Here is an 18,311-nt window from a genome sequence, read left to right on the forward strand (position 1 = left end):
CTTCAGGCATATTTGTATTTACAGTCTATTTAAGTTTACCGTTTTACAAAGAAGCTACCTGCATTTTTTTCTGTCTAAAAAAGACCCAATCCTTAAAGCCGATTTCTTTAAGGCGCTTTTTTACTAGTTCAAAGTCGTCGCCAATGCGCTCCGGGTCATGGGCATCGGAACCAAATGTAATGCGTACCCCGTAGTGCAGGGCTCTTTCCAAAATATCATCTGCAGGATACCAGCCTCCGCAGTCTTTGGTTTTGCCTGATGTATTAACTTCTATGGCAATGTCATGTGCTGAAATCACTTTTAGCGTTTGATCAATAACAGCTGTCTGAATAGAAGAAAAAGAAGGATAGAATCCTTTCATGGCATCAATATGTCCAAGAATCTGAAACATTCTGCTCCGGGCAGATTCTTCGATCAATTGATAATACGTTTCTTTCGTGCGCTGCTTTTCTTGCTGAGAAAGGCCTTCCCAGCGCGTTTTATGAAAGATGCTGACTTCATCAACTTGATGGACAGAGCCGATTATGTAGTCAAACGGATATTTTTCATAGTAGCTACGATATATCTCCGCATGCTCAGGAAAGAAATCAGACTCTACGCCTAACAGCACTTCAATTTTTTCTTTATAGTCTTCTTTTAGTTTCAAAATCTCAGCTACATATCCGGAGAATGCGCTTTTTCCCATCGCAATGTGAGGATGCGGCTGGTCTTCTTCGCTCCCAAAATAAGGAGAATGATCCGAAATCCCAATGATATCAAAGCCTTTATCAATAGATGCCTCTATATAATCTCGAATCGTTCCGCGAGCATGTCCGCATCGGTCGTGATGGGTATGAAAATCAAATTTTAAATCAGCGTTCATTTTTCATCACCTCTGTTACCTTTTTATGTAGTGTATAAAATATTCTACAAAGAAACAAAGTATCCCCCGTAGAAATGGATGAAGAGAATATTTCTTGGCTTGCTGGTGAGTCATCTACTAAAAAGATTGTACAGAAAGAGGTTATTTTATTTAATTTGCTGCAAAAATTGACATGGAATTCATACCAAAAGTTACATTTGATTCGGCAAGCTAAAACGCATATACTACTCATACACGATCTGAAATAACGTTCAGGTAATCGCTGCATCATTTGATGTAGAGGAAAGTCCATGCTCGCACGGTGCTGAGATGTCCGTAGTGTTCGTGCCTAGTGAAAAAATAAGCTAGGGCAGCTTGGCTTATAGCTTAGCTGACGGCGGGAAAAACCACCTAAGTCTTCGGATATGGTCGAGTATCCCTGAAAGTGCCACAGTGACGAAGCTTTGCTGGAAACAGCAAAGGTGGAACGCGGTAAACCCCACGAGCGAGAAACCCAAACAATGGTAGGGGAACTGTCTCTAAGGAATCAAACGGAGAGACGGACGGTTACATGTGTAATCGTAGATAGATGATTACCGCCTGAGTACGAGAGTAAAATCGTTTGCAGTACAAAGGTACAAAACATGGCTTATCGAACGTTGTTGAAACAGAGACTGATTATAAAATACGTAACCAAAACAAACCAATGAGGTTTGTTTTTTTATTTGTTATTTTTCAAATCATAGCCGATTCATTGATAGAGTGCTTGAATTTTCCTAACTATAGTATGAGAATTCAAGGTATATGGAAATACATATTGTCTAAATTGCGCTATAGTTTACTTGTACTTACTAAATACGGGGAAAGGGAGAATATTCATGATTAAAAAAATGGAGCATACAGCAATTATTGTTGGAAATATGGATGAGACGATTCACTACTACGGAGATATGTTTGGCTTTAAAGTTCGCCTTCAAGGATCTAACGAGAAAAGAGAGATGGCTTTTTTGTATCTTGAAGAACAGCCGGGTATGGAAATTGAGCTCATTCGAGATATTGACCCGATTGGCGAGTATAACAAAAGCGGGATTGTTAACCACCTTGCCTTTACGGTAGAGGATATAAATAAGGCGATTCAACATTATAAGAGCAAAGGAATTGAATTTTTATCATCTGAGCCTCAGCCAACGCTTGAAGGCGGCCGTATGATTTTATTTCACGGACCTAATGATGAGTTGCTGCAGTTAGTAGAACGGGTTAAACTCTAAAAAAGTTTACTTTAAGGGGTACATACAAGAAAGAATGTGTGTTAGATTCTCAAAAAAGACCTTTCTTTTATGGTGAGAGAAAGGTCTTTTTGATGTGTAGTTACTATGATATCTTAGTTAGCTTTTTAATAACTTTCCTTACGTTTCATACCAAATCCTTCTTTCTGCTAGAAAATGATGAGTATAAAATTTTAATAAGTGCCGTATACAGCAATCGTCAAGATGAACTAAAAACATCCTCGAGTATGTTTTCATTTTTTATAGTAACACCCTCTATTTATAATGTATAATTCATTATAATCATATTTTTCATACATCTGTGTAATGAATAGAACGGTTTGATAAGGAGATGGTACGGAGTGGAGTGGCAGCAGTTTAAATATTTTCAAACGCTAGCACGTACGCAGCATATGACGCGAGCAGCAGAAGAACTGTTAATTACGCAGCCTGCGCTCAGTCGTTCAATTGCTCGTTTTGAAGAAGAAGTAGGAGCGTCTCTATTTGACCGGCAAGGGCGTTCCATTCAATTAAACCAATATGGCAAAGTTTTTTTAAAGCGTGTAGATAACATAATGAAAGAATTTGATAAAGGACAAGAGGAAATTCAAGCGCTGCTAGATCCTGAAAAAGGGCAGGTGTCACTTGGGTTTTTACATACGCTCAGCACAGATTTGATTCCAGATTTAATCGCGTCGTTTCGCCGCTTATATCCTAAGGTGAATTTTCAGCTGAGGCAAAGTCCTTCTCACGTTCTTCTTGAGCAGCTGCAGCTCGGTGAACTGGATCTTTGTTTGATTGCGCCTATGGAAGAGAAATCGGTCATTAAGTGGCAGCATCTTTGGAATGAAGAGTTGTTTGTGATCGTACCGAAAAATCATCAGTATGCTGATCGTGAAAGTATCCCACTAGAAGAAATTGCTGAAGAATCATTTATTCACTTAAAAGAAGGTTTTTCTCTTCGTCTTACGTTTGAGCAGTTATTTGAAGAGACAGGGGTAAAGCCTCACATCATGTTTGAAGGAGAGGAAGCTGATACCGTAGCGGGACTTGTAGGAGCCGGCTTAGGAATTTCTATCCTTCCAGATTTACACGGAATCGATCAAAGTAAAATAGTGAAAATCCCATTAGCTAAAGCCAACTGCCACCGAGTAATTGGACTAGCATGGATTGAAGGAAGATATCTATCACCGGCTGTTAAACAGTTTAGAAACTTTGTTTTACATAAATTTAATGACCACAAATAAAGGTGTTTCTTAGCCTAGATTTGTTTACAAACTTAGTTCTTTTTTCGTTGGAATAATCGTTTTAAAATCGATCTCTTTTTACCTACTACGCTGCTTTCTTTTGAAGCTTCTACTAATTCTGAAATGGCCTGCTGTTCACGCAAGCTTTTACGCAAAGATTGAATGAGCTGCTTATCTTTTTCCTGAAGAATTTGTTTTGTATCAGGCTCTTGTTGGGGTGAAGGCTGTACCGGCTGTTCGGGAGGTGTCGGCTGCTGGTCGTCGGCCTCGGGCTGGTCAGCTGCTTCTGCTGTGTTCTCTGTGTCCTCTTTGTCTTCGGCTTCTTCTAGAGACACGGCAGCTTGATCCTCGCTTGTAGTCAAAGAGAATTCTTTTTGCAGCGCTTCATGGATTTCTTCTGCTTGACAGCCCTCATCATAAAGCTGCTTAATTTTCAGTAAAACGGTCGCAGCCGCAGCTTCATATTGTTTTGGTCGATGATCCTCTTTTTGTATAAAGAAATATTGGAATTTATCTATATATCTTCTGATGGTTGAAGTAGGAATACTCGTTTCTTCAGATAATTCTTTTACACTAAGCCATTTTGTCATTTTCTCACCACTTTTTAAATGATTACTTATTCGTCAGCATCAATTTGAAATTGTACTAGTATCTACTGTTTATCTTATCATGTAACGCTTCTACGTACCTTGCTGTGTTGGTTTCTGTAACGTTTTTATAATCACAGTGTCATAAATGAGGTATAAGCTGCCACTCGCACAAAGATTTGTTAGTTGAAGAATAGGAAATAATCAGTAAGCATTTGTTTGGAGTATGTTGAACAATGATGAGCGTACTTCTTATTATTATCTTATAATGTTGCTGAAGAAAAATCGAGTGATTCCTTCACTGTTTATTTAATATGGTAATGTTGTACTAAAGAAGAAACGAAAGGAGGAGCGACTTGAGTTTTACAGAACGAGCAGTAGCACTTATTAAACAAATACCATCCGGGAAAGTAATGACATACGGACAAATCGCCCGCCTGGCTGGTAGTCCGCGAGGTGCAAGGCAGGTTGTACGAGTCCTGCATTCGATGAGTAAGAAACATAATCTCCCCTGGCACAGAGTCATTAATTCTAAAGGAGAAATTGGGTTTAAAGACGAAGAAATGTACGTTGTTCAAAAACTTTCACTCGAAGCGGAAGGAATACTCGTTTCTTCGGATGGAAAGCTTGATCTTAAAGTCCATCTCTATGAACCTGACGTGTATAAATAATAAAAGAAATTGAGACATAGCGAAATTAATTCCAGCTAAAGATGAACAAACGAGATAGAGGAACTGAACCGCTTGTGACACCGCCATTAATTTCCGTGCAAGACTTCGCTTTCCGCGGGCGGGCGGTGAGCCTCCTCGTCGCGTATGCTCCTGCGGGGTCTCACCATTCCCGCTTTTCCCACAGGAGTCTTCGTCTTGCCCTCCAATCAATAGCTAGAAGCACCTGATTAGACCTACGTTCACTATCACAATAAAAAAATCCAAATGAGTTTAATTCTCCATCAAGAATCAAACTCGTTTGGAACTTTCTTCAACTAACATACTTTTGTTATTTATGTTTTTCAAAAGCAAGCTTTAATCCAAACCCAATTAACACGACGCCCGTTGCTTTATCCATAAAGCGCTGAACGCTAGGTGTTGTGAGCCATTTTCGTAAATAGTTAATAAAAAAGACGAATACGAAAAACCACGTGATAGCAAGGATCGTATAGGTTATTCCCATCAGAAGTAATTGAAGCGTTACGTTTTGATCACTTTGAACAAATTGAGGTAAAAAAGTTAAGAAAAACACCGCCACTTTTGGATTAAGGACGTTTGAGACAAGACCTTGACGAAAAGCGGATGTTTCTTTTGACTTCTCCTCTTTTATAGGAGAAACTGTATCGGTTTTTTTAGAAAGAAAAGCAGAGATTCCTAAGTACATTAAGTACAGGGCTCCTGCATATTTTACGATTTCAAATGCCAGAGCTGACTGAAGAAGAAGAGCTGATAAACCAAACGTAGCGGCAAGTGTATGAACTAAAGAGCCGCTCGCTAATCCTAATGCCATTTTATAGCCGCCCGTTTGTCCATCTGACATCGTTCGTTTGGTAATAAGAGCAGTATCAATACCAGGACTCATAATAACAAATAGTGTGAGAATCAAAAAGGTGAAGATGTCGTTCATTTTTTTCTTCCTCCTTACTGTGATAGTATTAAACTGTATTTTATTTATTAAATATAATTTAACATAAGTAACGCTATTTATTAAGTTTAATTTAATAAAATTAAATGTAATTAAACGTTTTTTTATGGAGGAATCATCATGGAAAACATAGATATTGGAAAAAAAGTAGAGAAATTTCGAAAAGCAAAGGGGCTAAGCAGTCGAGAATTAGCCGAATTAGCGGAGATTACGCCGTCTATGTTAAGTCAAATTGAGCGAGGATTAGCTAATCCGTCCATTTCCACGCTTAAAATTTTAGCTAAATGCCTCGATGTTCCTACTTTCAGTTTTTTACTTGAAGAAATAAATACCTCTCATTTAGTCGTACGGTCGAACGAGCGTACAACGATGAAAGTAAAAGAGTTAACGTATTCGCTAGTATCACCAGACTTTACGGGAAATCTAGCTACGGCGATTATGGAAATACCGCCGATGAAGTCTTCATCAGAATCTCCTTTAGCGCATAAAGGGGAGGAAGTGGCATATGTCTTAGAAGGAAAAATTAAGGTATCTTTGGAAGAGGAAGTATACGTGCTAGAAAAAGGAGACAGCGTCAAAATCCCTTCGCATCTGAAGCACAAATGGGACAATCCCTTTGAGGAGAAAGCAGTGATTTTATTCTCAGTCACACCGCCTGTTTTTTAAAATACTTACGATTTTTATACTGCTCATCTTCAGTGTGAGACACTTTTATTATACAAATGTGATAAAGCTATCATGTTTGTAAGGATAAACAATTGATAAAATAGAATTGTTGGTAATCTCTACCTAAGAGAATACATACTAAATACTTTTTTGAAAGGTGTTGAAGGGTAATGAAGACATGGAAAGAGATGTTTCGTACTTCAAAGCTTAAAAAAATGATGCCTGTAATCGCTCTGTCGTGCGCGGCGGCTGTAAGCTTTTCAAGCAGCGAGGTACATGCTGAAACGGTAAATTGTCAAAGGCAAGAAACTAAGAGTGATCGAGAGTTTGCTAAGCTTGAAGAAAAATATGATGCGAATCTTGGCGTTTTTGCATTAGATACGGGCACCAATAAAACGGTAACGTATCACTCGGACGAGCGTTTTGCTTATGCGTCTACTCATAAAGCTCTCGCTGTCGGTGCACTTTTACAGCAGAAGTCAATTGAAGATCTCAACGAACGAATCTTTTATACGCGCGATGACCTTGTAAACTATAATCCAATTACAGAAAAGCACGTGGATACAGGCATGACTCTTCGAGAACTCGCGGATGCATCGCTTCGCTACAGCGACAATACGGCAGGGAACTTAATTCTGCAGCAGCTGGGCGGACCGGATGGATTTAAAGAAGCTTTAGAAAACATAGGAGACGATGTGACGCTGCCTGAGCGCTTTGAACCGGATTTAAATGAAGTGAATCCAGGAGAAACCCACGATACAAGTACACCAAGAGCACTCGCTGCAAGTCTTCAAAAATATGTACTTGGACAGGCACTTCCTGAAGACAAACGTGCACTTTTAACAGATTGGATGAAGCGAAACACAACAGGGGATGCGTTAATACGAGCGGGCGTGCCGAAAAGCTGGGAAGTAGCCGATAAGACAGGCGCAGGCTCATACGCGACGCGAAATGATATTGCTATCCTTTGGCCGCCAAAAGGAGATCCAATTGTTCTTGCGATCCTTTCCAATCGTGCGGAAAAAGATGCGGAGTATAATGATAAACTAATTGCAGAAGCGGCTAAACAAGCGGTGAAGACTCTTAAAGTTACTCGTAAATAAAATTGGATAGTAGTAGTTTAAATGTAAAAAAAAGATTGAAAAGATCGATAGAACATTCTATTATTAATTAGAAAAAATATAGGAAGGAAGTATCTCTTATGAAAAAGATTTTTCCAATTGTTCTATCTTTCGGTTTATTAACGAGCGTATCTTTTAGCACAGTTTCAAACGTAGATGCGGCAGCTAAATCTTACAAAAACTGTACGGAATTAAACAAAGACTACAAAGGCGGCGTAGCTCGTGCGGCTAATGTAACAAATAAAGGCGGCAAAACAAAGTACAAACCGTATGTGTCAAAATCACTGTATGATGCCAATACAAAGCTAGATCGAGATAAAGACTACATTGCCTGTGAAAAATAAATACTAGCTGACTCATCCAAGCGCTTATTGTAAGCGCTTGGATTTTTTATTATCATCAACTCCTGTATGTTGTGAGTTGAGGTCAAAAATTAGTCAAACCGCACAAAATAATATCAGAAAATTCACAAAAATAATAATGAACTTGCGCTGGAATTCGTATACACTATGTACATGTTAAGTTAACTTACATCTAATGTTAGAAATTAGGGTGGAAACATCACACAAAAGGAGTTGAGTGTATAGTGTCTACAAATGCAACAAGTTCCGTTATAGAAGAGGTGCATTCTCATCAAGATGCAGGTCTTGATCCGTCACTGAAGCCAAAAGCGGAAAGTGATCGAAAGCTAACTCCGATGTCTTATATGTTTATGTGGATTGGAGACGGCGTTAATTTAGGAAATATGACGCTTGGCGCAAGCTTAGTAGTAGCAGGTACTGCGGTATTAAATCTTTTTCAAACGTTTGTGGCAGCGATTATTGCCATTGGTATTATTTCTACTTTTTTTGTGTTAAACGATCGAATTGGCTATAAGACGGGCATACCGTATGTGATGCAGCTTCGAATGTCTTTTGGAATAAAAGGATCCGTCATATCGTCTCTTTTACGAGGTATTCCAGCTATCATTTGGTATGGTTTCCAAAGCTGGACAGGCGGTACCGCTTTAAACGAAATCGGGAAAATTGTGAGTAAAGGGTCTTTTGACAATCTTGTTCTTTGCTTTATTATCATTCAGCTGCTGCAAATCGTGCTTTCCCTGTACAGCTTCCACGCGGTTAAATGGGTAGAGATGCTTGCTTCAATCATCATATTGCTTGGCCTTGTTTACGTATTTGGTGTTCTTTTAACTTCTCATAGTGAGGTAGTAGGGGAGAAGTGGGTACATACAAAAGGTTCATGGGGACTTCCGTTCTTTTCTTTCATTATGATGTTCATGGGGAATTATGCAGCGATTTTTCTAAGCGCAGCCGATTACTCTAGAGAACTGAAGCCAGGAATTAGCGACACAAAGCGTGGGTTCTTATACTTTACACCAATTCTAGTAGCCTATGGATTCGTTCTTACAATCGGGGCAATGCTTGCTTCTGCTACGGGTATTTCCAATCCAGTTAAAGCGTTCGCGGTTGTAGTGGATAATTCGTATATCACCGTCGCTGTATCGGCTTTTATTGTGATTGGCGTTATTGCCGTAAACATGGTGGCGAACATTATTCCACCTACGTATGTGATTACGCTGCTGACAAAAGCAAATTATAAAGTGGCGGTGACCATTACTGGACTCCTTGCCTTTTGCTCGTTCCCTTGGGTGCTTGTTCAAGATTCGTCAGCTGCAGGTCTTGGGCTGTTCATTTTGATTTACTCTGCTTTTTTAGGTCCAATTGTTTCTATTTTACTGGTTGATTACTATATTTTACGAAAACAAAGAGTAAACGTAGAAGAATTGTATCAAGAAAAAGGGCCGTTTTCCGGCTACAATCCATGCGCCATGCTTGCGATGCTCATCGGCGCAGGTGCTGCATTTATCGAAGTCGATTTAGGCTGGATTATAGGAGTGGTAGTTGCAGGAGTTGCGTATATTCTTTTAACGAAATTTGCTTTTAAACATTCAAAATTTAAAAAAGGAACCATCTTTGAATACTAACATTCCATCGATAAAAGCCTTTGCTTGCTGCAAAGGCTTTTATCGCGTCAGATTAAATCTCTTTGTCTAGTTTCCTAAAAAGTGGGTAAAGTAAAGAAGAGAAAAAAGTTACCTCTATTGTGAGTTGCTTTTACAGGAGCGCATCTAATGTATCGCATCAATCATAGCTTAAAGGAGAGGGTAGAGTATGTATGAATTTAGAGTGTATACTCTTCGGGATGGAAGCGAAAAGGTCATCAAAACGCTGAAATATGAATCGTTTGCTGATGAAATTCAACGAGCGGGAATTAAGCAAACGGAAATTGCGCAAACACAGTTAGTAGATAAACCGAGATAACGTATTTGCCTTTATTTTTACACGTTTTAAAAAAGCCGGATTCCTATGTTTTTACGCAGGAGTCCGGCTTTTTCTAATTTCTTATAGTTCTTCACCATTTGTTTCAATTACATGTTTGTACCAGTTAAAGGAATCTTTTTTGTAGCGCTTCATTGATCCGTTTCCTTCGTTGTCACGGTCGACATAAATCATGCCGTATCGCTTTTTCATTTCGCCTGTTGTAAAGGAAACAATATCAATAATTCCCCATGGCGTATAGCCCATTAAATCAACACCATCGTACATCACAGCTTTTTCTAACGCTTCGATGTGCGATTTTAAATATTCAATTCGTGATGCGTCATGAATGGATCCGTCTTCTTCAACCGTATCAATGGCACCAAATCCGTTTTCTACGATGAACAGCGGAATTTGATAGCGGTCGTAGAAGCGGTTTAACGTATAGCGCAAGCCCGTTGGATCAATTGACCAGCCCCAATCGCTTGATTTGATATAAGGATTTGCTACGCCGTTTGGCAATCCGCCGTTTACGATATCGCCCGTGTTATCAGCTTCAACGTCGCTTTTAACCGTTGTGGACATGTAATAGCTGAAGCCTAAATAATCAACTTTTCCGTTTCGTAAAATTTCTTCGTCGCCTTCTTCAAACGGAATATGATAGCCTTCTCGTTCGAATTCTTTTAACGCATAGCTTGGGTAATAGCCGCGAACTTGAACGTCAGGGAAGAAGTAGCGCTGTCTCATTGTTTCTTCTGCTAACATCACATCTTCAGGATTTGAAGAATAAGGATAGATTGGCACATGTGAAACCATCGCTCCGATTTGGAAATTCGGATTAATTTCTTTTCCTTTTGATACGGCAAGAGCGCTTGCAAGCAGTTCATGATGTCCTGCTTGATACATCACTTCTTTTGCGTTTTCACCCGGCTTTACAGAAACACCTGAGTTCGTCCATAAGAATAGCGGGTTGTGTACGTCCATTTTATTGTTAATTTCATTAAACGTCATCCAGTACGTGACTTTGTCTTTATAGCGGTCGAAACAAACTTCAGCGAACTTCACAAAGCAGTCCACCGTTTTTCGACTTCTAAATCCGCCGTATTCTCGAGCTAAATGCAGGGGCATTTCAAAGTGAGACAGCGTAATAACCGGTTCAATTCCATGCTTTAACAGTTCATCAAATACATCGTCGTAGAATTTTACTCCTTCTTCGTTTGGCTCAGCTTCATCGCCTTTAGGGAAAATACGGCTCCAGCCAATCGACGTACGCAAACATTTTAAGCCCATTTCTGCAAACAGCGCGATATCTTCTTTGTAGCGGTGGTAAAAATCAATCGCTTCGTGATTCGGATAAAATTTATCTTCTTCCACTGTTTCAGTGATTTGTCGCGCTACACCGTGCGCTCCTGCAGTCATAACGTCTACTACGCTCGGTCCTTTTCCGCCTTGGTTCCATCCACCTTCAAATTGATGAGCTGCTAATGCGCCGCCCCATAAAAAATTCTTTGGCATCTTTGTCATTGTTAGTTCCTCCTTATTTCACTACGGTAAATAATGTTTGATTCAGCCCGCTATTTTCAATATCTTCAACAATCACTTCTCGATAAGCGCTTAAATTGGTGATAATAACCGGCGTGATTGTTAACCTCTTTGTTGATTATACGCTTTCAGTATAATTGTACCGATACAATTTATCAATACCCTAATAAAATAATAATTAATGAATAATTAAAGTTTATGGTATGGAGTTAGATTATGGTATAATCGTGTTATTCTTGAGACAAATTCAGTAAAGAGGTATAGCTATGATCAAATACCAACAAATTGCAATTGAAATTGAAACCTATATTGAAGACCATAAGCTTCAGCAAGGAGATAAGCTGCCGGTATTAGAAACGCTGATGGCGCAGTTTAAGGCAAGCAAAAGTACGGTAACAAAAGCTCTAGATCTGCTGGAGAAAAAAGGCGTGGTTTTTCAAGTAAGAGGAAGCGGCATTTTTGTCCGTCGCCATAAACGAACAGGCTATATTGGCTTGCTTTCCAATCAAGGATTTACGAGTGAACTTGAAGATTTTCAGCTAACGTCGGAAGTGATTGAGTTAGATGTACGAAAGCCGACGCAAGAAGCCGCGTTAAATTTAAACATAGAAGAAAATAGTGATGTCTATTATGTAAAAAGAGTACGGTATATCAACGGCCAGACGCTTTGTCTAGAAGAATCGTTTTATAATAAATCCATCGTTACGTACTTGAATAACGAAATTGTTTCTCAGTCTATTTTTCATTACATTAAAGAAGGACTTGGCTTAAAAATCGGGTTTTCTGATCTATATCTTCACGTTGGCAAGCTGAACAAAGAAGAAGCCACGTACTTAGGGTTAAAAGAAGGGGATCCTAAATTGTTTATTGAAACGCTTTTTCACTTAGCCAACGGCCAGCCGTTTGACTTTTCAAAAGTAACGTACAACTACGAACAATCTCAGTTCTTTTTACAAGCAACTAGTCATGTTTTATAAAAAAAGTGTCTGTCTCTCAATTAGTAAGGAACGAGAGGCAGGCACTTTATTTCATTTTTTCGATAAAAATATGAAATAAGATAATGATTGTAATAAATAGGAAATTACTATACGATAAAATGGTTACAGGGTTTATAAAGATAAGGAAATGAGGTGCGAAGTTGAAAAAGATGCTGAGTTATCTTATTCCCATGCTTTTTATGTTCGGTTTGCTTTCCATGAATTTATTTCAGCCGACTAAAGGCGATTTTATCGCTGTAGGTGCGATATCGATTCTTGCAGGTGCTGTGATTGGTTTTATAATGAACATAAGCTGTGCAGTATTAAAAATAGTCAAAAGTAAGATGGAATAAACTGATTAGAGGTGGTGGAGGTTTTGAGTGAAAGTATCATTATTCAGCCATATGCTAGCAAGTATCAACAGCAAGTAGTGGATTTAATTCTTCATATTCAGCAGCAAGAATACCAAATTCCAATAACGGAAAAAGATCAGCCTGATTTGTTTGAAATCGAAAGCTTTTATCAACATGGAAACGGAAACTTCTGGGTTGCTGTTTGCAACGAAAGAGTAGTAGGAAGCGTAGCTTTAATAGACATTGGCAGCCGTCAAGTAGCGCTGCGGAAAATGTTTGTAGCAAAGTCTTATAGAGGAGCAACCTTGAAAACAGCTCACCAGTTATTGCATACAGCCATCGCGTGGGCAAAAGAGAGAGAAGTGGAAAGAATATATTTAGGAACCACGTTACAATATAGAGCTGCTCATCGATTTTATGAGAAAAATGGGTTTCAACATATAGAGAAAGAAAAGCTGCCTGAGAATTTCCCGGTGATGAACGTAGATAAAAAGTTTTATACATATAAGGTATAAAGTGAGCCGCTAGGTTAAGGAATCTAGCGGCTTTTACTTTGGCAATGTCTCTTGATAATGAACTCTTTTTTTAAGTAGCAAATTGTCTAACTGAGCAATTAAAATCCCCGCAACCACAATAACAGAACCAATCAGTTCTTTAAGCGTAAACAGCTCATGCAAAAAAAGAACGGCAAACAGCGCAGCAAAAATAGGCTCCGTTGCAAAAATAAGTCCTGTGTGAGTAGGAGTTGTGTAGCGCTGAGCAATGGCTTGACAAATGAATCCAATCGCGCTGCAAAAAACGCCAAGACCTAAAATCGCAATCCATGATGACAAAGTAGTGGGGATGCTAGGGTGTTCAAATAAAAAGCTGCAAATCAGTGCAAATAATCCAGCAAAGCCCAGCTGTAAAATGCCGAGAGCAATTGGATTTTCATTTTTTGTAAACGTGCCAGTTAACGTAATATGAATGGCATAACATAGTGCGGTCCCAATGCAAAGTAAATCACCAGCATTCATATGAAAGGAGTGTTTTAAAGTTAAAACACCTATACCGGTTAGGGTAGTGATAACACCAAGCCCAATCGGCCAAGAAGGAAGCTTCTTCATTAACAAGCAGTGGAGCAACGGAACAAAAATGACCGTTAAACTGACAAGAAATCCGGCGTTTGAAGCAGACGTCATGCTGACGCCAAACGTGACAAATGCAAAAACGGAAAACAGTAAAAAGCCTAAAATAGCGGATGATAAAATCGTTTTGCGCGTGATTTGCCGTAAAGGCTTATGAAAAAATAGCCCGGCAATGAAAAAAGCAATCAAACATCTAAGCGCAATAATGGTAAATGATCCGAGTGAACTCAGCCCCATTTTCATAAATACGTACGACATACCCCAAAATACGTTTACCCCAATCATCATCATATTTGCTCGTGTGCGGTAACTCACGTTCAACCCTCCATTGTTTATCATGTACTCACAGTATACAAAGGAATTTGATATTAATAAAATGAATCTTTATAATGATGAACATGAATTAAATTCATGTTGAGGCGGGGTAAAATGAGCTTAGTAAAATACGAAATTTTAAACAAAGTAGCGGAATTGCAAAGCTTTACAAAAGCGGCAGATGCGATGGCGCTCACGCAGTCAGCGGTCAGTCATGCCATTACAAATCTTGAATCGGAATTTGGCTTTCCGCTTGTAAATCGAAACAGGGCGGGGATTACCTTAACAACAGAAGGCGAAACGATGCTGCTTGCTATTCGGAAAGTGCTGCAAGAAAATGAAAAAGTTCATCAAGAAGCAGCCAGCATATTGGGTCTTGCAAAAGGAACGATTAAAATCGGTATTTTTAAAAGCGTGTCGACCAAATGGCTTCCTGAAATTATTCGGCTGATGGAGAAAAACTACCCTGACATTCAAATTCAGCTCAAGGAAGGCGACTACCTTGAAATTGAACAGTGGCTGCTGAGCGGAGAAATAGACTGCGGCTTTATCAACATTACGCATTCAAGTCAATTTCATATTATTTCTTTAAAAAAAGACCGGCTGCTGTGCGTCGTATCGAATCAAAGTGCTCTATACCATCAGAAAACCGTTTCTTTTGAAGATCTAGAGAAAGAACCGTTTATTATGCCGACATACGGCGGTTATCATGATATTAAGCAACTGTTTGAGGAACGTGGCATTCAGCCTGACATTCGTTTTGAATTAATGGATGAAAGTGCTATTTTATCGATGGTTACGCATCACTTAGGAATTAGCATTTTACCTGAAATGCTTTTGGATTCGATCCCGCAAGAGCTGCGTGCGATTCCGTTTCAAGTAGACAGCTACCGTTCAATTGGTCTAGCTACTCGTTATCATCTTTCACCTGCAGCCAAAAAATTTGCTGAAACAACGCAAGCATGGCTGCAGGATTCGGATAAGTAGGAGATTATTTATAGAGCAAAATCGGTTAATTCATAAGACTCTTAGGAACTAAGCGCATCTTTGTGCTATAATAAAGCTATACAATTACCTATTAGTCATCATTGATGACTAATTTTTTTTGGAGGATAATATGGAAGATTTATTACAATTAAAGAACAAGAACATTGTGATCATGGGAGTTGCCAACGACAGAAGTATTGCTTGGGGTGTTGCAAAAGCCCTTCACCAAGTAGGAGCAAACTTAATTTTTACATACCGTAAAGAACGTTCACTAGGAAAATTGAACAAGCTGCTAGAAAAAAATGAAATTCAAGCATCACTAATTGCTGAATGTGACGTGAACAGCGATGAAAGCATTGAAGCAGCGTTCAAGAAAATCGGAGAAGAAGCAGGCACAGTTCACGGAGTGATTCACTCTGTTGCGTTTGCTCACTCAGAGGATTTAAACGGTGAGTTCATCAATACATCAAGAAGCGGATATGCATTTGCTCAAGATACAAGCGCTTATTCATTGATCGCGGTAGCAAAAGCAGCAAAACCTCTTATGACAGAAGGCGGTTCTCTTGTAGCGATGAGCTATCTTGGTGCAGAGCGCGCAGTTGAAGGCTATAACGTAATGGGCGTAGCGAAAGCAGCGCTTGAGTCTTCAGTAAAATACTTAGCATTAGACTTAGGAAAAGACAATATCCGCGTAAATGCTATTTCAGCAGGTCCAATTCGTACGCTTGCAGCAAAAGGCATTTCTGACTTTAACCAAATTCTTCACCATGTTGAAGAAAAAGCACCTCTTAAGCGTAACGTAACGCAAGCAGAAGTTGGCGACATGACGGTTGTATTACTGAGCCACCTTTCACGCGGCGTAACGGGAGAAATCGTACACGTGGACGCTGGTTACAATATTGTAGGTTAATTCCTAAACACCTTCTCGAATGAGAAGGTGTTTTTTTCATGGGAAGACAAATGCATCCCAAAAAACACAGACCTCTTAAAGAAGTATTATTAGCAATAAGGTGAATCATAAGAAATATTCATTCTATACTTCTAGATAAATACGTGCTTCCACTTGTAAACCAAAAGCTCATGCCTATAAGTAAAGAGAAAAAATACGTAATTTAATTCACAATTAATCAAACGCCTATATTTTAAAATAGATAAGCTCTAAATCCTAAAAAGAACATATGATGTGGCAAAGGAAAAGGAGTTGACGAAATATGCATCAAGGACAGCAACATTATATTCCATGGGAACAATGGCATCATCAGCATCCTCAAGGCACGTGGAATCAATGGCATCAGCAACATCCTCATGTACCTTGGGAGCAGTGGCATCATCAGTATCCGCACGGTACGTGGAATCAATGGCATCAACAACATCCATATACACCATGGAATCAGTGGCATCAGCAGTATCCGCACGGTACGTGGAATCAGTGGCATCAGCAAAATCCATATGTGCCATGGAATCAGTGGCACCAGCAGCATCCACACAGTTCATGGAATCAATGGCATAATATTTATCATCAAAGCTAATCAGCTTTTTACCATGAAAGGTCCGGTTCTCCTTAAGAACTGGACCTTTTGTGTGTAGACGTGAATGGTGCAGTGAGCTTGATTTTTAGCGCTGTATACGAGCGACGATGATGAAAAATATGTTTGGTCGATAGGGTAGGGGGTACATATATAAAGCGAGTGAAAGACCAACATTCATAATGCCTAAGCTGTATAAAAGGGACTAGTTCGAGGTAAAACAACTATGTAAATGAGCAAAATTAAATATAATTTTCCCGCTTGACAATATACCTGTAGGGGTATAATATAGAGCGTGTAAACAACATTAATTCAATAGTAAGGCGGTGATGGTTATGCTCTATATAGCAGTGTTGTTGCTTGCTATTTTATTTATTGCATACAGACGTTATTATCCCGTTAAAAGAATACAGTGCATACGTGAATCTGAAGCAAAAGAACTTGGACGAACGGTTGTAGATATTCGTCATTATCATGAAGTTCGCGATTCTATTGTTATAGTTATTCCGTATGCGTACCTCAAACGCTTTTATTCAGAAATTCCACAGGGCAGCGTTCATCTGATTGCCGGGGATAGAGTGGAGTTAAATTTAGGCGTACGGTTCTTACGAAAAAAAGGTTTTGAAGTACGCAGCTATGAGCTAGCAGCGTGTAAGTGTAAAAGTAAAGGAAAGAAAGGGGTATTTGATTATGGAGTATAACCAACAGGTGAAAAATCGCCTGCGCCGAATTGAAGGGCAGCTAAAAGGCGTGCTTAGTATGATGGAGCAAGGAAAAGACTGCCGAGACGTCGTGACTCAATTATCTGCTGCAAGAAGTGCCATTGATCGCACAATGGGAGTCATTGTGAGCAGCAATCTTGAACACTGCGTCAGAGAAAGCCTGAAGCAAGGAGAGCCAACGGAAGGTTTAGTGAAAGAAGCTGTACAGCTGTTAGTGAAAAGCCGTTAATCATTGTCACCTTGTTTAAGGTTGACGAATATCATTATTTAGTATAGTATACCCTTACAGGTATATGTATATAAAAAGGAGAGAGAAATACGATGAAAATTGATCAAGTTTTAGATGCAAAAGGATTAGCGTGTCCAATGCCAATCGTAAAAACAAAAAAAGCAATGGATACTTTAACAACAGGCCAAGTATTAGAAGTGCAAACGACAGATAAAGGTGCTAAAAGTGATTTAACAGCGTGGGCAAAATCAACAGGACACGAACTTATTGATTTTAAAGAAGAAGGCAGTACATTTATCTTTTACATTCAAAAAGCCTAATTTTTTTTAAAAACAAATATACCCCATAGGGTAATAGGAGGAACAACATGACTGAACAAAAGAAACGAACAACAATTGTATTATTTAGCGGTGATTATGACAAAGCGATGGCAGCTTATATTATTGCCAACGGAGCGGCTGCTTATGACCATGAAGTGACGATATTCCATACGTTTTGGGGATTGAATGCGCTTCGTAAAGAAGAAATGGTGCCGGTGAAAAAAGGATTTTCAGAAAAGATGTTTGGCAAAATGATGCCGCGCGGTGCGGATAAAATGGGCTTATCTAAAATGAACTTTGCAGGTATGGGACCTAAAATGATTAAAAACGTAATGAAAAAGCATAATGCTCTAACGCTGCCGCAGCTTATCGAAATGGCACAAGAACAAGATGTGAAGCTAGTGGCTTGTACGATGACGATGGATCTTCTAGGATTACAGGAAAAAGAACTGCTAGATAATATTGAATATGCGGGCGTAGCGGCGTATTTAGCCGACGCAGAAGACGGAAACGTAAACTTATTCATCTAAAAG

At 39.2% G+C, this 18,311-nt stretch carries 23 protein-coding genes and 1 other RNA gene; 19 read left to right on the top strand and 5 right to left on the bottom strand.

Annotation, left to right across the window (positions count from 1 at the left end):
• Positions 1–43: 43 nt before the first annotated feature.
• The gene (locus ACFX4G_RS09055; protein WP_097822851.1) at positions 44–862 is read right to left on the bottom strand and encodes a histidinol-phosphatase; all 819 of its coding nucleotides are present in this window, start codon (positions 860–862) and stop codon (positions 44–46) included.
• Positions 863–1,109: 247 nt separating this feature from the next.
• Between ACFX4G_RS09055 and rnpB the strand changes: the two genes are divergently transcribed.
• The 3 genes from rnpB (at position 1,110) to ACFX4G_RS09070 (ending at position 3,353) form a co-directional block, all read left to right on the top strand.
• An RNA gene (rnpB, locus tag ACFX4G_RS09060) (RNase P RNA component class B) lies at positions 1,110–1,498 on the top strand.
• Positions 1,499–1,719: 221 nt separating this feature from the next.
• Positions 1,720–2,109: a VOC family protein gene (locus tag ACFX4G_RS09065; RefSeq protein ID WP_043981309.1), complete on the top strand. Its 390-nt coding sequence runs from the start codon at positions 1,720–1,722 to the stop codon at positions 2,107–2,109.
• 359 nt (positions 2,110–2,468) lie between these two features.
• The gene (locus ACFX4G_RS09070) at positions 2,469–3,353 is read left to right on the top strand and encodes a LysR family transcriptional regulator (protein ID WP_377574180.1); all 885 of its coding nucleotides are present in this window, start codon (positions 2,469–2,471) and stop codon (positions 3,351–3,353) included.
• Between the two features lie 32 nt (positions 3,354–3,385).
• Here ACFX4G_RS09070 and ACFX4G_RS09075 read toward each other — a convergent pair whose 3' ends face one another.
• Positions 3,386–3,943: a MerR family transcriptional regulator gene (locus ACFX4G_RS09075; RefSeq protein WP_377574183.1), complete on the bottom strand. Its 558-nt coding sequence runs from the start codon at positions 3,941–3,943 to the stop codon at positions 3,386–3,388.
• Positions 3,944–4,296: 353 nt separating this feature from the next.
• Here ACFX4G_RS09075 and ACFX4G_RS09080 point away from each other — a divergent pair, with 353 nt between their 5' ends.
• The gene (locus tag ACFX4G_RS09080; protein ID WP_043981312.1) at positions 4,297–4,611 is read left to right on the top strand and encodes an MGMT family protein; all 315 of its coding nucleotides are present in this window, start codon (positions 4,297–4,299) and stop codon (positions 4,609–4,611) included.
• 328 nt (positions 4,612–4,939) lie between these two features.
• Here the strand turns inward: ACFX4G_RS09080 and ACFX4G_RS09085 are convergent, their stop codons facing one another.
• Complete coding sequence (locus ACFX4G_RS09085) at positions 4,940–5,557, bottom strand: LysE family transporter (protein ID WP_162214628.1); 618 nt, start codon at positions 5,555–5,557, stop codon at positions 4,940–4,942.
• Positions 5,558–5,695: 138 nt separating this feature from the next.
• On the opposite strand from ACFX4G_RS09085, the gene ACFX4G_RS09090 reads away from it, so the two are divergent.
• From ACFX4G_RS09090 to ACFX4G_RS09110, 5 genes are all read left to right on the top strand, one after another.
• Complete coding sequence (locus ACFX4G_RS09090; RefSeq protein WP_377574186.1) at positions 5,696–6,241, top strand: cupin domain-containing protein; 546 nt, start codon at positions 5,696–5,698, stop codon at positions 6,239–6,241.
• A 170-nt stretch (positions 6,242–6,411) separates the two neighbouring features.
• Complete coding sequence (gene bla / locus ACFX4G_RS09095; protein ID WP_165574899.1) at positions 6,412–7,344, top strand: class A beta-lactamase; 933 nt, start codon at positions 6,412–6,414, stop codon at positions 7,342–7,344.
• A 98-nt stretch (positions 7,345–7,442) separates the two neighbouring features.
• Positions 7,443–7,706 carry an excalibur calcium-binding domain-containing protein gene (locus ACFX4G_RS09100; RefSeq protein WP_013058054.1) on the top strand — a complete coding sequence of 88 codons (264 nt, stop codon included), beginning with the start codon at positions 7,443–7,445 and terminating at the stop codon, positions 7,704–7,706.
• A gap of 242 nt (positions 7,707–7,948) precedes the next feature.
• Positions 7,949–9,346 (top strand): NCS1 family transporter, encoded by a 1,398-nt coding sequence (locus tag ACFX4G_RS09105; protein WP_274155317.1) that lies wholly within the window; start codon positions 7,949–7,951, stop codon positions 9,344–9,346.
• A gap of 187 nt (positions 9,347–9,533) precedes the next feature.
• The gene (locus ACFX4G_RS09110; protein ID WP_165574900.1) at positions 9,534–9,683 is read left to right on the top strand and encodes a hypothetical protein; all 150 of its coding nucleotides are present in this window, start codon (positions 9,534–9,536) and stop codon (positions 9,681–9,683) included.
• 81 nt (positions 9,684–9,764) lie between these two features.
• On the opposite strand, the gene bglA is transcribed toward ACFX4G_RS09110, so the two are convergent.
• Positions 9,765–11,204 carry a 6-phospho-beta-glucosidase BglA gene (gene bglA, locus ACFX4G_RS09115; RefSeq protein ID WP_377574190.1) on the bottom strand — a complete coding sequence of 480 codons (1,440 nt, stop codon included), beginning with the start codon at positions 11,202–11,204 and terminating at the stop codon, positions 9,765–9,767.
• A 284-nt stretch (positions 11,205–11,488) separates the two neighbouring features.
• Here bglA and ACFX4G_RS09120 point away from each other — a divergent pair, with 284 nt between their 5' ends.
• The 3 genes from ACFX4G_RS09120 (at position 11,489) to ACFX4G_RS09130 (ending at position 13,067) form a co-directional block, all read left to right on the top strand.
• Positions 11,489–12,199 (top strand): GntR family transcriptional regulator, encoded by a 711-nt coding sequence (locus ACFX4G_RS09120; protein WP_043981319.1) that lies wholly within the window; start codon positions 11,489–11,491, stop codon positions 12,197–12,199.
• Positions 12,200–12,369: 170 nt separating this feature from the next.
• The gene (locus ACFX4G_RS09125) at positions 12,370–12,552 is read left to right on the top strand and encodes a hypothetical protein (RefSeq protein ID WP_377574867.1); all 183 of its coding nucleotides are present in this window, start codon (positions 12,370–12,372) and stop codon (positions 12,550–12,552) included.
• A gap of 23 nt (positions 12,553–12,575) precedes the next feature.
• A complete protein-coding gene (locus tag ACFX4G_RS09130) occupies positions 12,576–13,067 on the top strand; it encodes a GNAT family N-acetyltransferase (RefSeq protein WP_230183335.1) in 492 nt (163 codons plus the stop codon).
• A 33-nt stretch (positions 13,068–13,100) separates the two neighbouring features.
• On the opposite strand, the gene ACFX4G_RS09135 is transcribed toward ACFX4G_RS09130, so the two are convergent.
• Positions 13,101–13,994, bottom strand: a complete 894-nt coding sequence (locus ACFX4G_RS09135) for a DMT family transporter (RefSeq protein ID WP_230183336.1) — start codon at positions 13,992–13,994, stop codon at positions 13,101–13,103.
• A gap of 114 nt (positions 13,995–14,108) precedes the next feature.
• Here ACFX4G_RS09135 and ACFX4G_RS09140 point away from each other — a divergent pair, with 114 nt between their 5' ends.
• The 7 genes from ACFX4G_RS09140 to ACFX4G_RS09170 all read left to right on the top strand — a co-directional run bounded on the left by ACFX4G_RS09140 (position 14,109) and on the right by ACFX4G_RS09170 (position 18,308).
• Complete coding sequence (locus ACFX4G_RS09140; RefSeq protein ID WP_377574195.1) at positions 14,109–14,981, top strand: LysR family transcriptional regulator; 873 nt, start codon at positions 14,109–14,111, stop codon at positions 14,979–14,981.
• 130 nt (positions 14,982–15,111) lie between these two features.
• Positions 15,112–15,891: an enoyl-ACP reductase FabI gene (fabI, locus tag ACFX4G_RS09145; RefSeq protein ID WP_074679795.1), complete on the top strand. Its 780-nt coding sequence runs from the start codon at positions 15,112–15,114 to the stop codon at positions 15,889–15,891.
• Positions 15,892–16,192: 301 nt separating this feature from the next.
• Positions 16,193–16,510 carry a hypothetical protein gene (locus ACFX4G_RS09150; protein WP_377574199.1) on the top strand — a complete coding sequence of 106 codons (318 nt, stop codon included), beginning with the start codon at positions 16,193–16,195 and terminating at the stop codon, positions 16,508–16,510.
• A 332-nt stretch (positions 16,511–16,842) separates the two neighbouring features.
• Positions 16,843–17,208: a sulfurtransferase gene (locus ACFX4G_RS09155; RefSeq protein ID WP_377574202.1), complete on the top strand. Its 366-nt coding sequence runs from the start codon at positions 16,843–16,845 to the stop codon at positions 17,206–17,208.
• Positions 17,198–17,458: a metal-sensitive transcriptional regulator gene (locus ACFX4G_RS09160; protein WP_230183338.1), complete on the top strand. Its 261-nt coding sequence runs from the start codon at positions 17,198–17,200 to the stop codon at positions 17,456–17,458. The genes ACFX4G_RS09155 and ACFX4G_RS09160 overlap by 11 nt, the downstream gene beginning before the upstream one ends.
• A 92-nt stretch (positions 17,459–17,550) precedes the next feature.
• Complete coding sequence (locus ACFX4G_RS09165) at positions 17,551–17,778, top strand: sulfurtransferase TusA family protein (RefSeq protein ID WP_102813581.1); 228 nt, start codon at positions 17,551–17,553, stop codon at positions 17,776–17,778.
• Between the two features lie 47 nt (positions 17,779–17,825).
• Positions 17,826–18,308 (top strand): DsrE/DsrF/DrsH-like family protein, encoded by a 483-nt coding sequence (locus tag ACFX4G_RS09170; protein ID WP_211077756.1) that lies wholly within the window; start codon positions 17,826–17,828, stop codon positions 18,306–18,308.
• Positions 18,309–18,311: the final 3 nt, after the last annotated feature.

Source organism: Priestia sp. YIM B13486, assembly GCF_042787865.1.
Lineage (GTDB): Bacteria > Bacillota > Bacilli > Bacillales > Bacillaceae_H > Priestia > Priestia megaterium.

Bases quoted from the DNA above. Each gene is read 5' to 3' on its own strand.
- ACFX4G_RS09120 (WP_043981319.1), top strand. From the start codon at position 11,489: ATGATCAAATACCAACAAATTGCAATTGAAATTGAAACCTATATTGAA.
- fabI (WP_074679795.1), top strand. From the start codon at position 15,112: ATGGAAGATTTATTACAATTAAAGAACAAGAACATTGTGATCATGGGA.
- ACFX4G_RS09140 (WP_377574195.1), top strand. From the start codon at position 14,109: ATGAGCTTAGTAAAATACGAAATTTTAAACAAAGTAGCGGAATTGCAA.
- bla (WP_165574899.1), top strand. From the start codon at position 6,412: ATGAAGACATGGAAAGAGATGTTTCGTACTTCAAAGCTTAAAAAAATG.
- ACFX4G_RS09065 (WP_043981309.1), top strand. From the start codon at position 1,720: ATGATTAAAAAAATGGAGCATACAGCAATTATTGTTGGAAATATGGAT.
- ACFX4G_RS09090 (WP_377574186.1), top strand. From the start codon at position 5,696: ATGGAAAACATAGATATTGGAAAAAAAGTAGAGAAATTTCGAAAAGCA.
- ACFX4G_RS09110 (WP_165574900.1), top strand. From the start codon at position 9,534: ATGTATGAATTTAGAGTGTATACTCTTCGGGATGGAAGCGAAAAGGTC.
- ACFX4G_RS09160 (WP_230183338.1), top strand. From the start codon at position 17,198: ATGGAGTATAACCAACAGGTGAAAAATCGCCTGCGCCGAATTGAAGGG.
- ACFX4G_RS09170 (WP_211077756.1), top strand. From the start codon at position 17,826: ATGACTGAACAAAAGAAACGAACAACAATTGTATTATTTAGCGGTGAT.
- ACFX4G_RS09075 (WP_377574183.1), bottom strand. From the start codon at position 3,943: ATGACAAAATGGCTTAGTGTAAAAGAATTATCTGAAGAAACGAGTATT.
- ACFX4G_RS09165 (WP_102813581.1), top strand. From the start codon at position 17,551: ATGAAAATTGATCAAGTTTTAGATGCAAAAGGATTAGCGTGTCCAATG.
- ACFX4G_RS09055 (WP_097822851.1), bottom strand. From the start codon at position 862: ATGAACGCTGATTTAAAATTTGATTTTCATACCCATCACGACCGATGC.
- ACFX4G_RS09155 (WP_377574202.1), top strand. From the start codon at position 16,843: ATGCTCTATATAGCAGTGTTGTTGCTTGCTATTTTATTTATTGCATAC.
- ACFX4G_RS09085 (WP_162214628.1), bottom strand. From the start codon at position 5,557: ATGAACGACATCTTCACCTTTTTGATTCTCACACTATTTGTTATTATG.
- ACFX4G_RS09125 (WP_377574867.1), top strand. From the start codon at position 12,370: ATGCTGAGTTATCTTATTCCCATGCTTTTTATGTTCGGTTTGCTTTCC.
- ACFX4G_RS09150 (WP_377574199.1), top strand. From the start codon at position 16,193: ATGCATCAAGGACAGCAACATTATATTCCATGGGAACAATGGCATCAT.
- bglA (WP_377574190.1), bottom strand. From the start codon at position 11,204: ATGACAAAGATGCCAAAGAATTTTTTATGGGGCGGCGCATTAGCAGCT.
- ACFX4G_RS09100 (WP_013058054.1), top strand. From the start codon at position 7,443: ATGAAAAAGATTTTTCCAATTGTTCTATCTTTCGGTTTATTAACGAGC.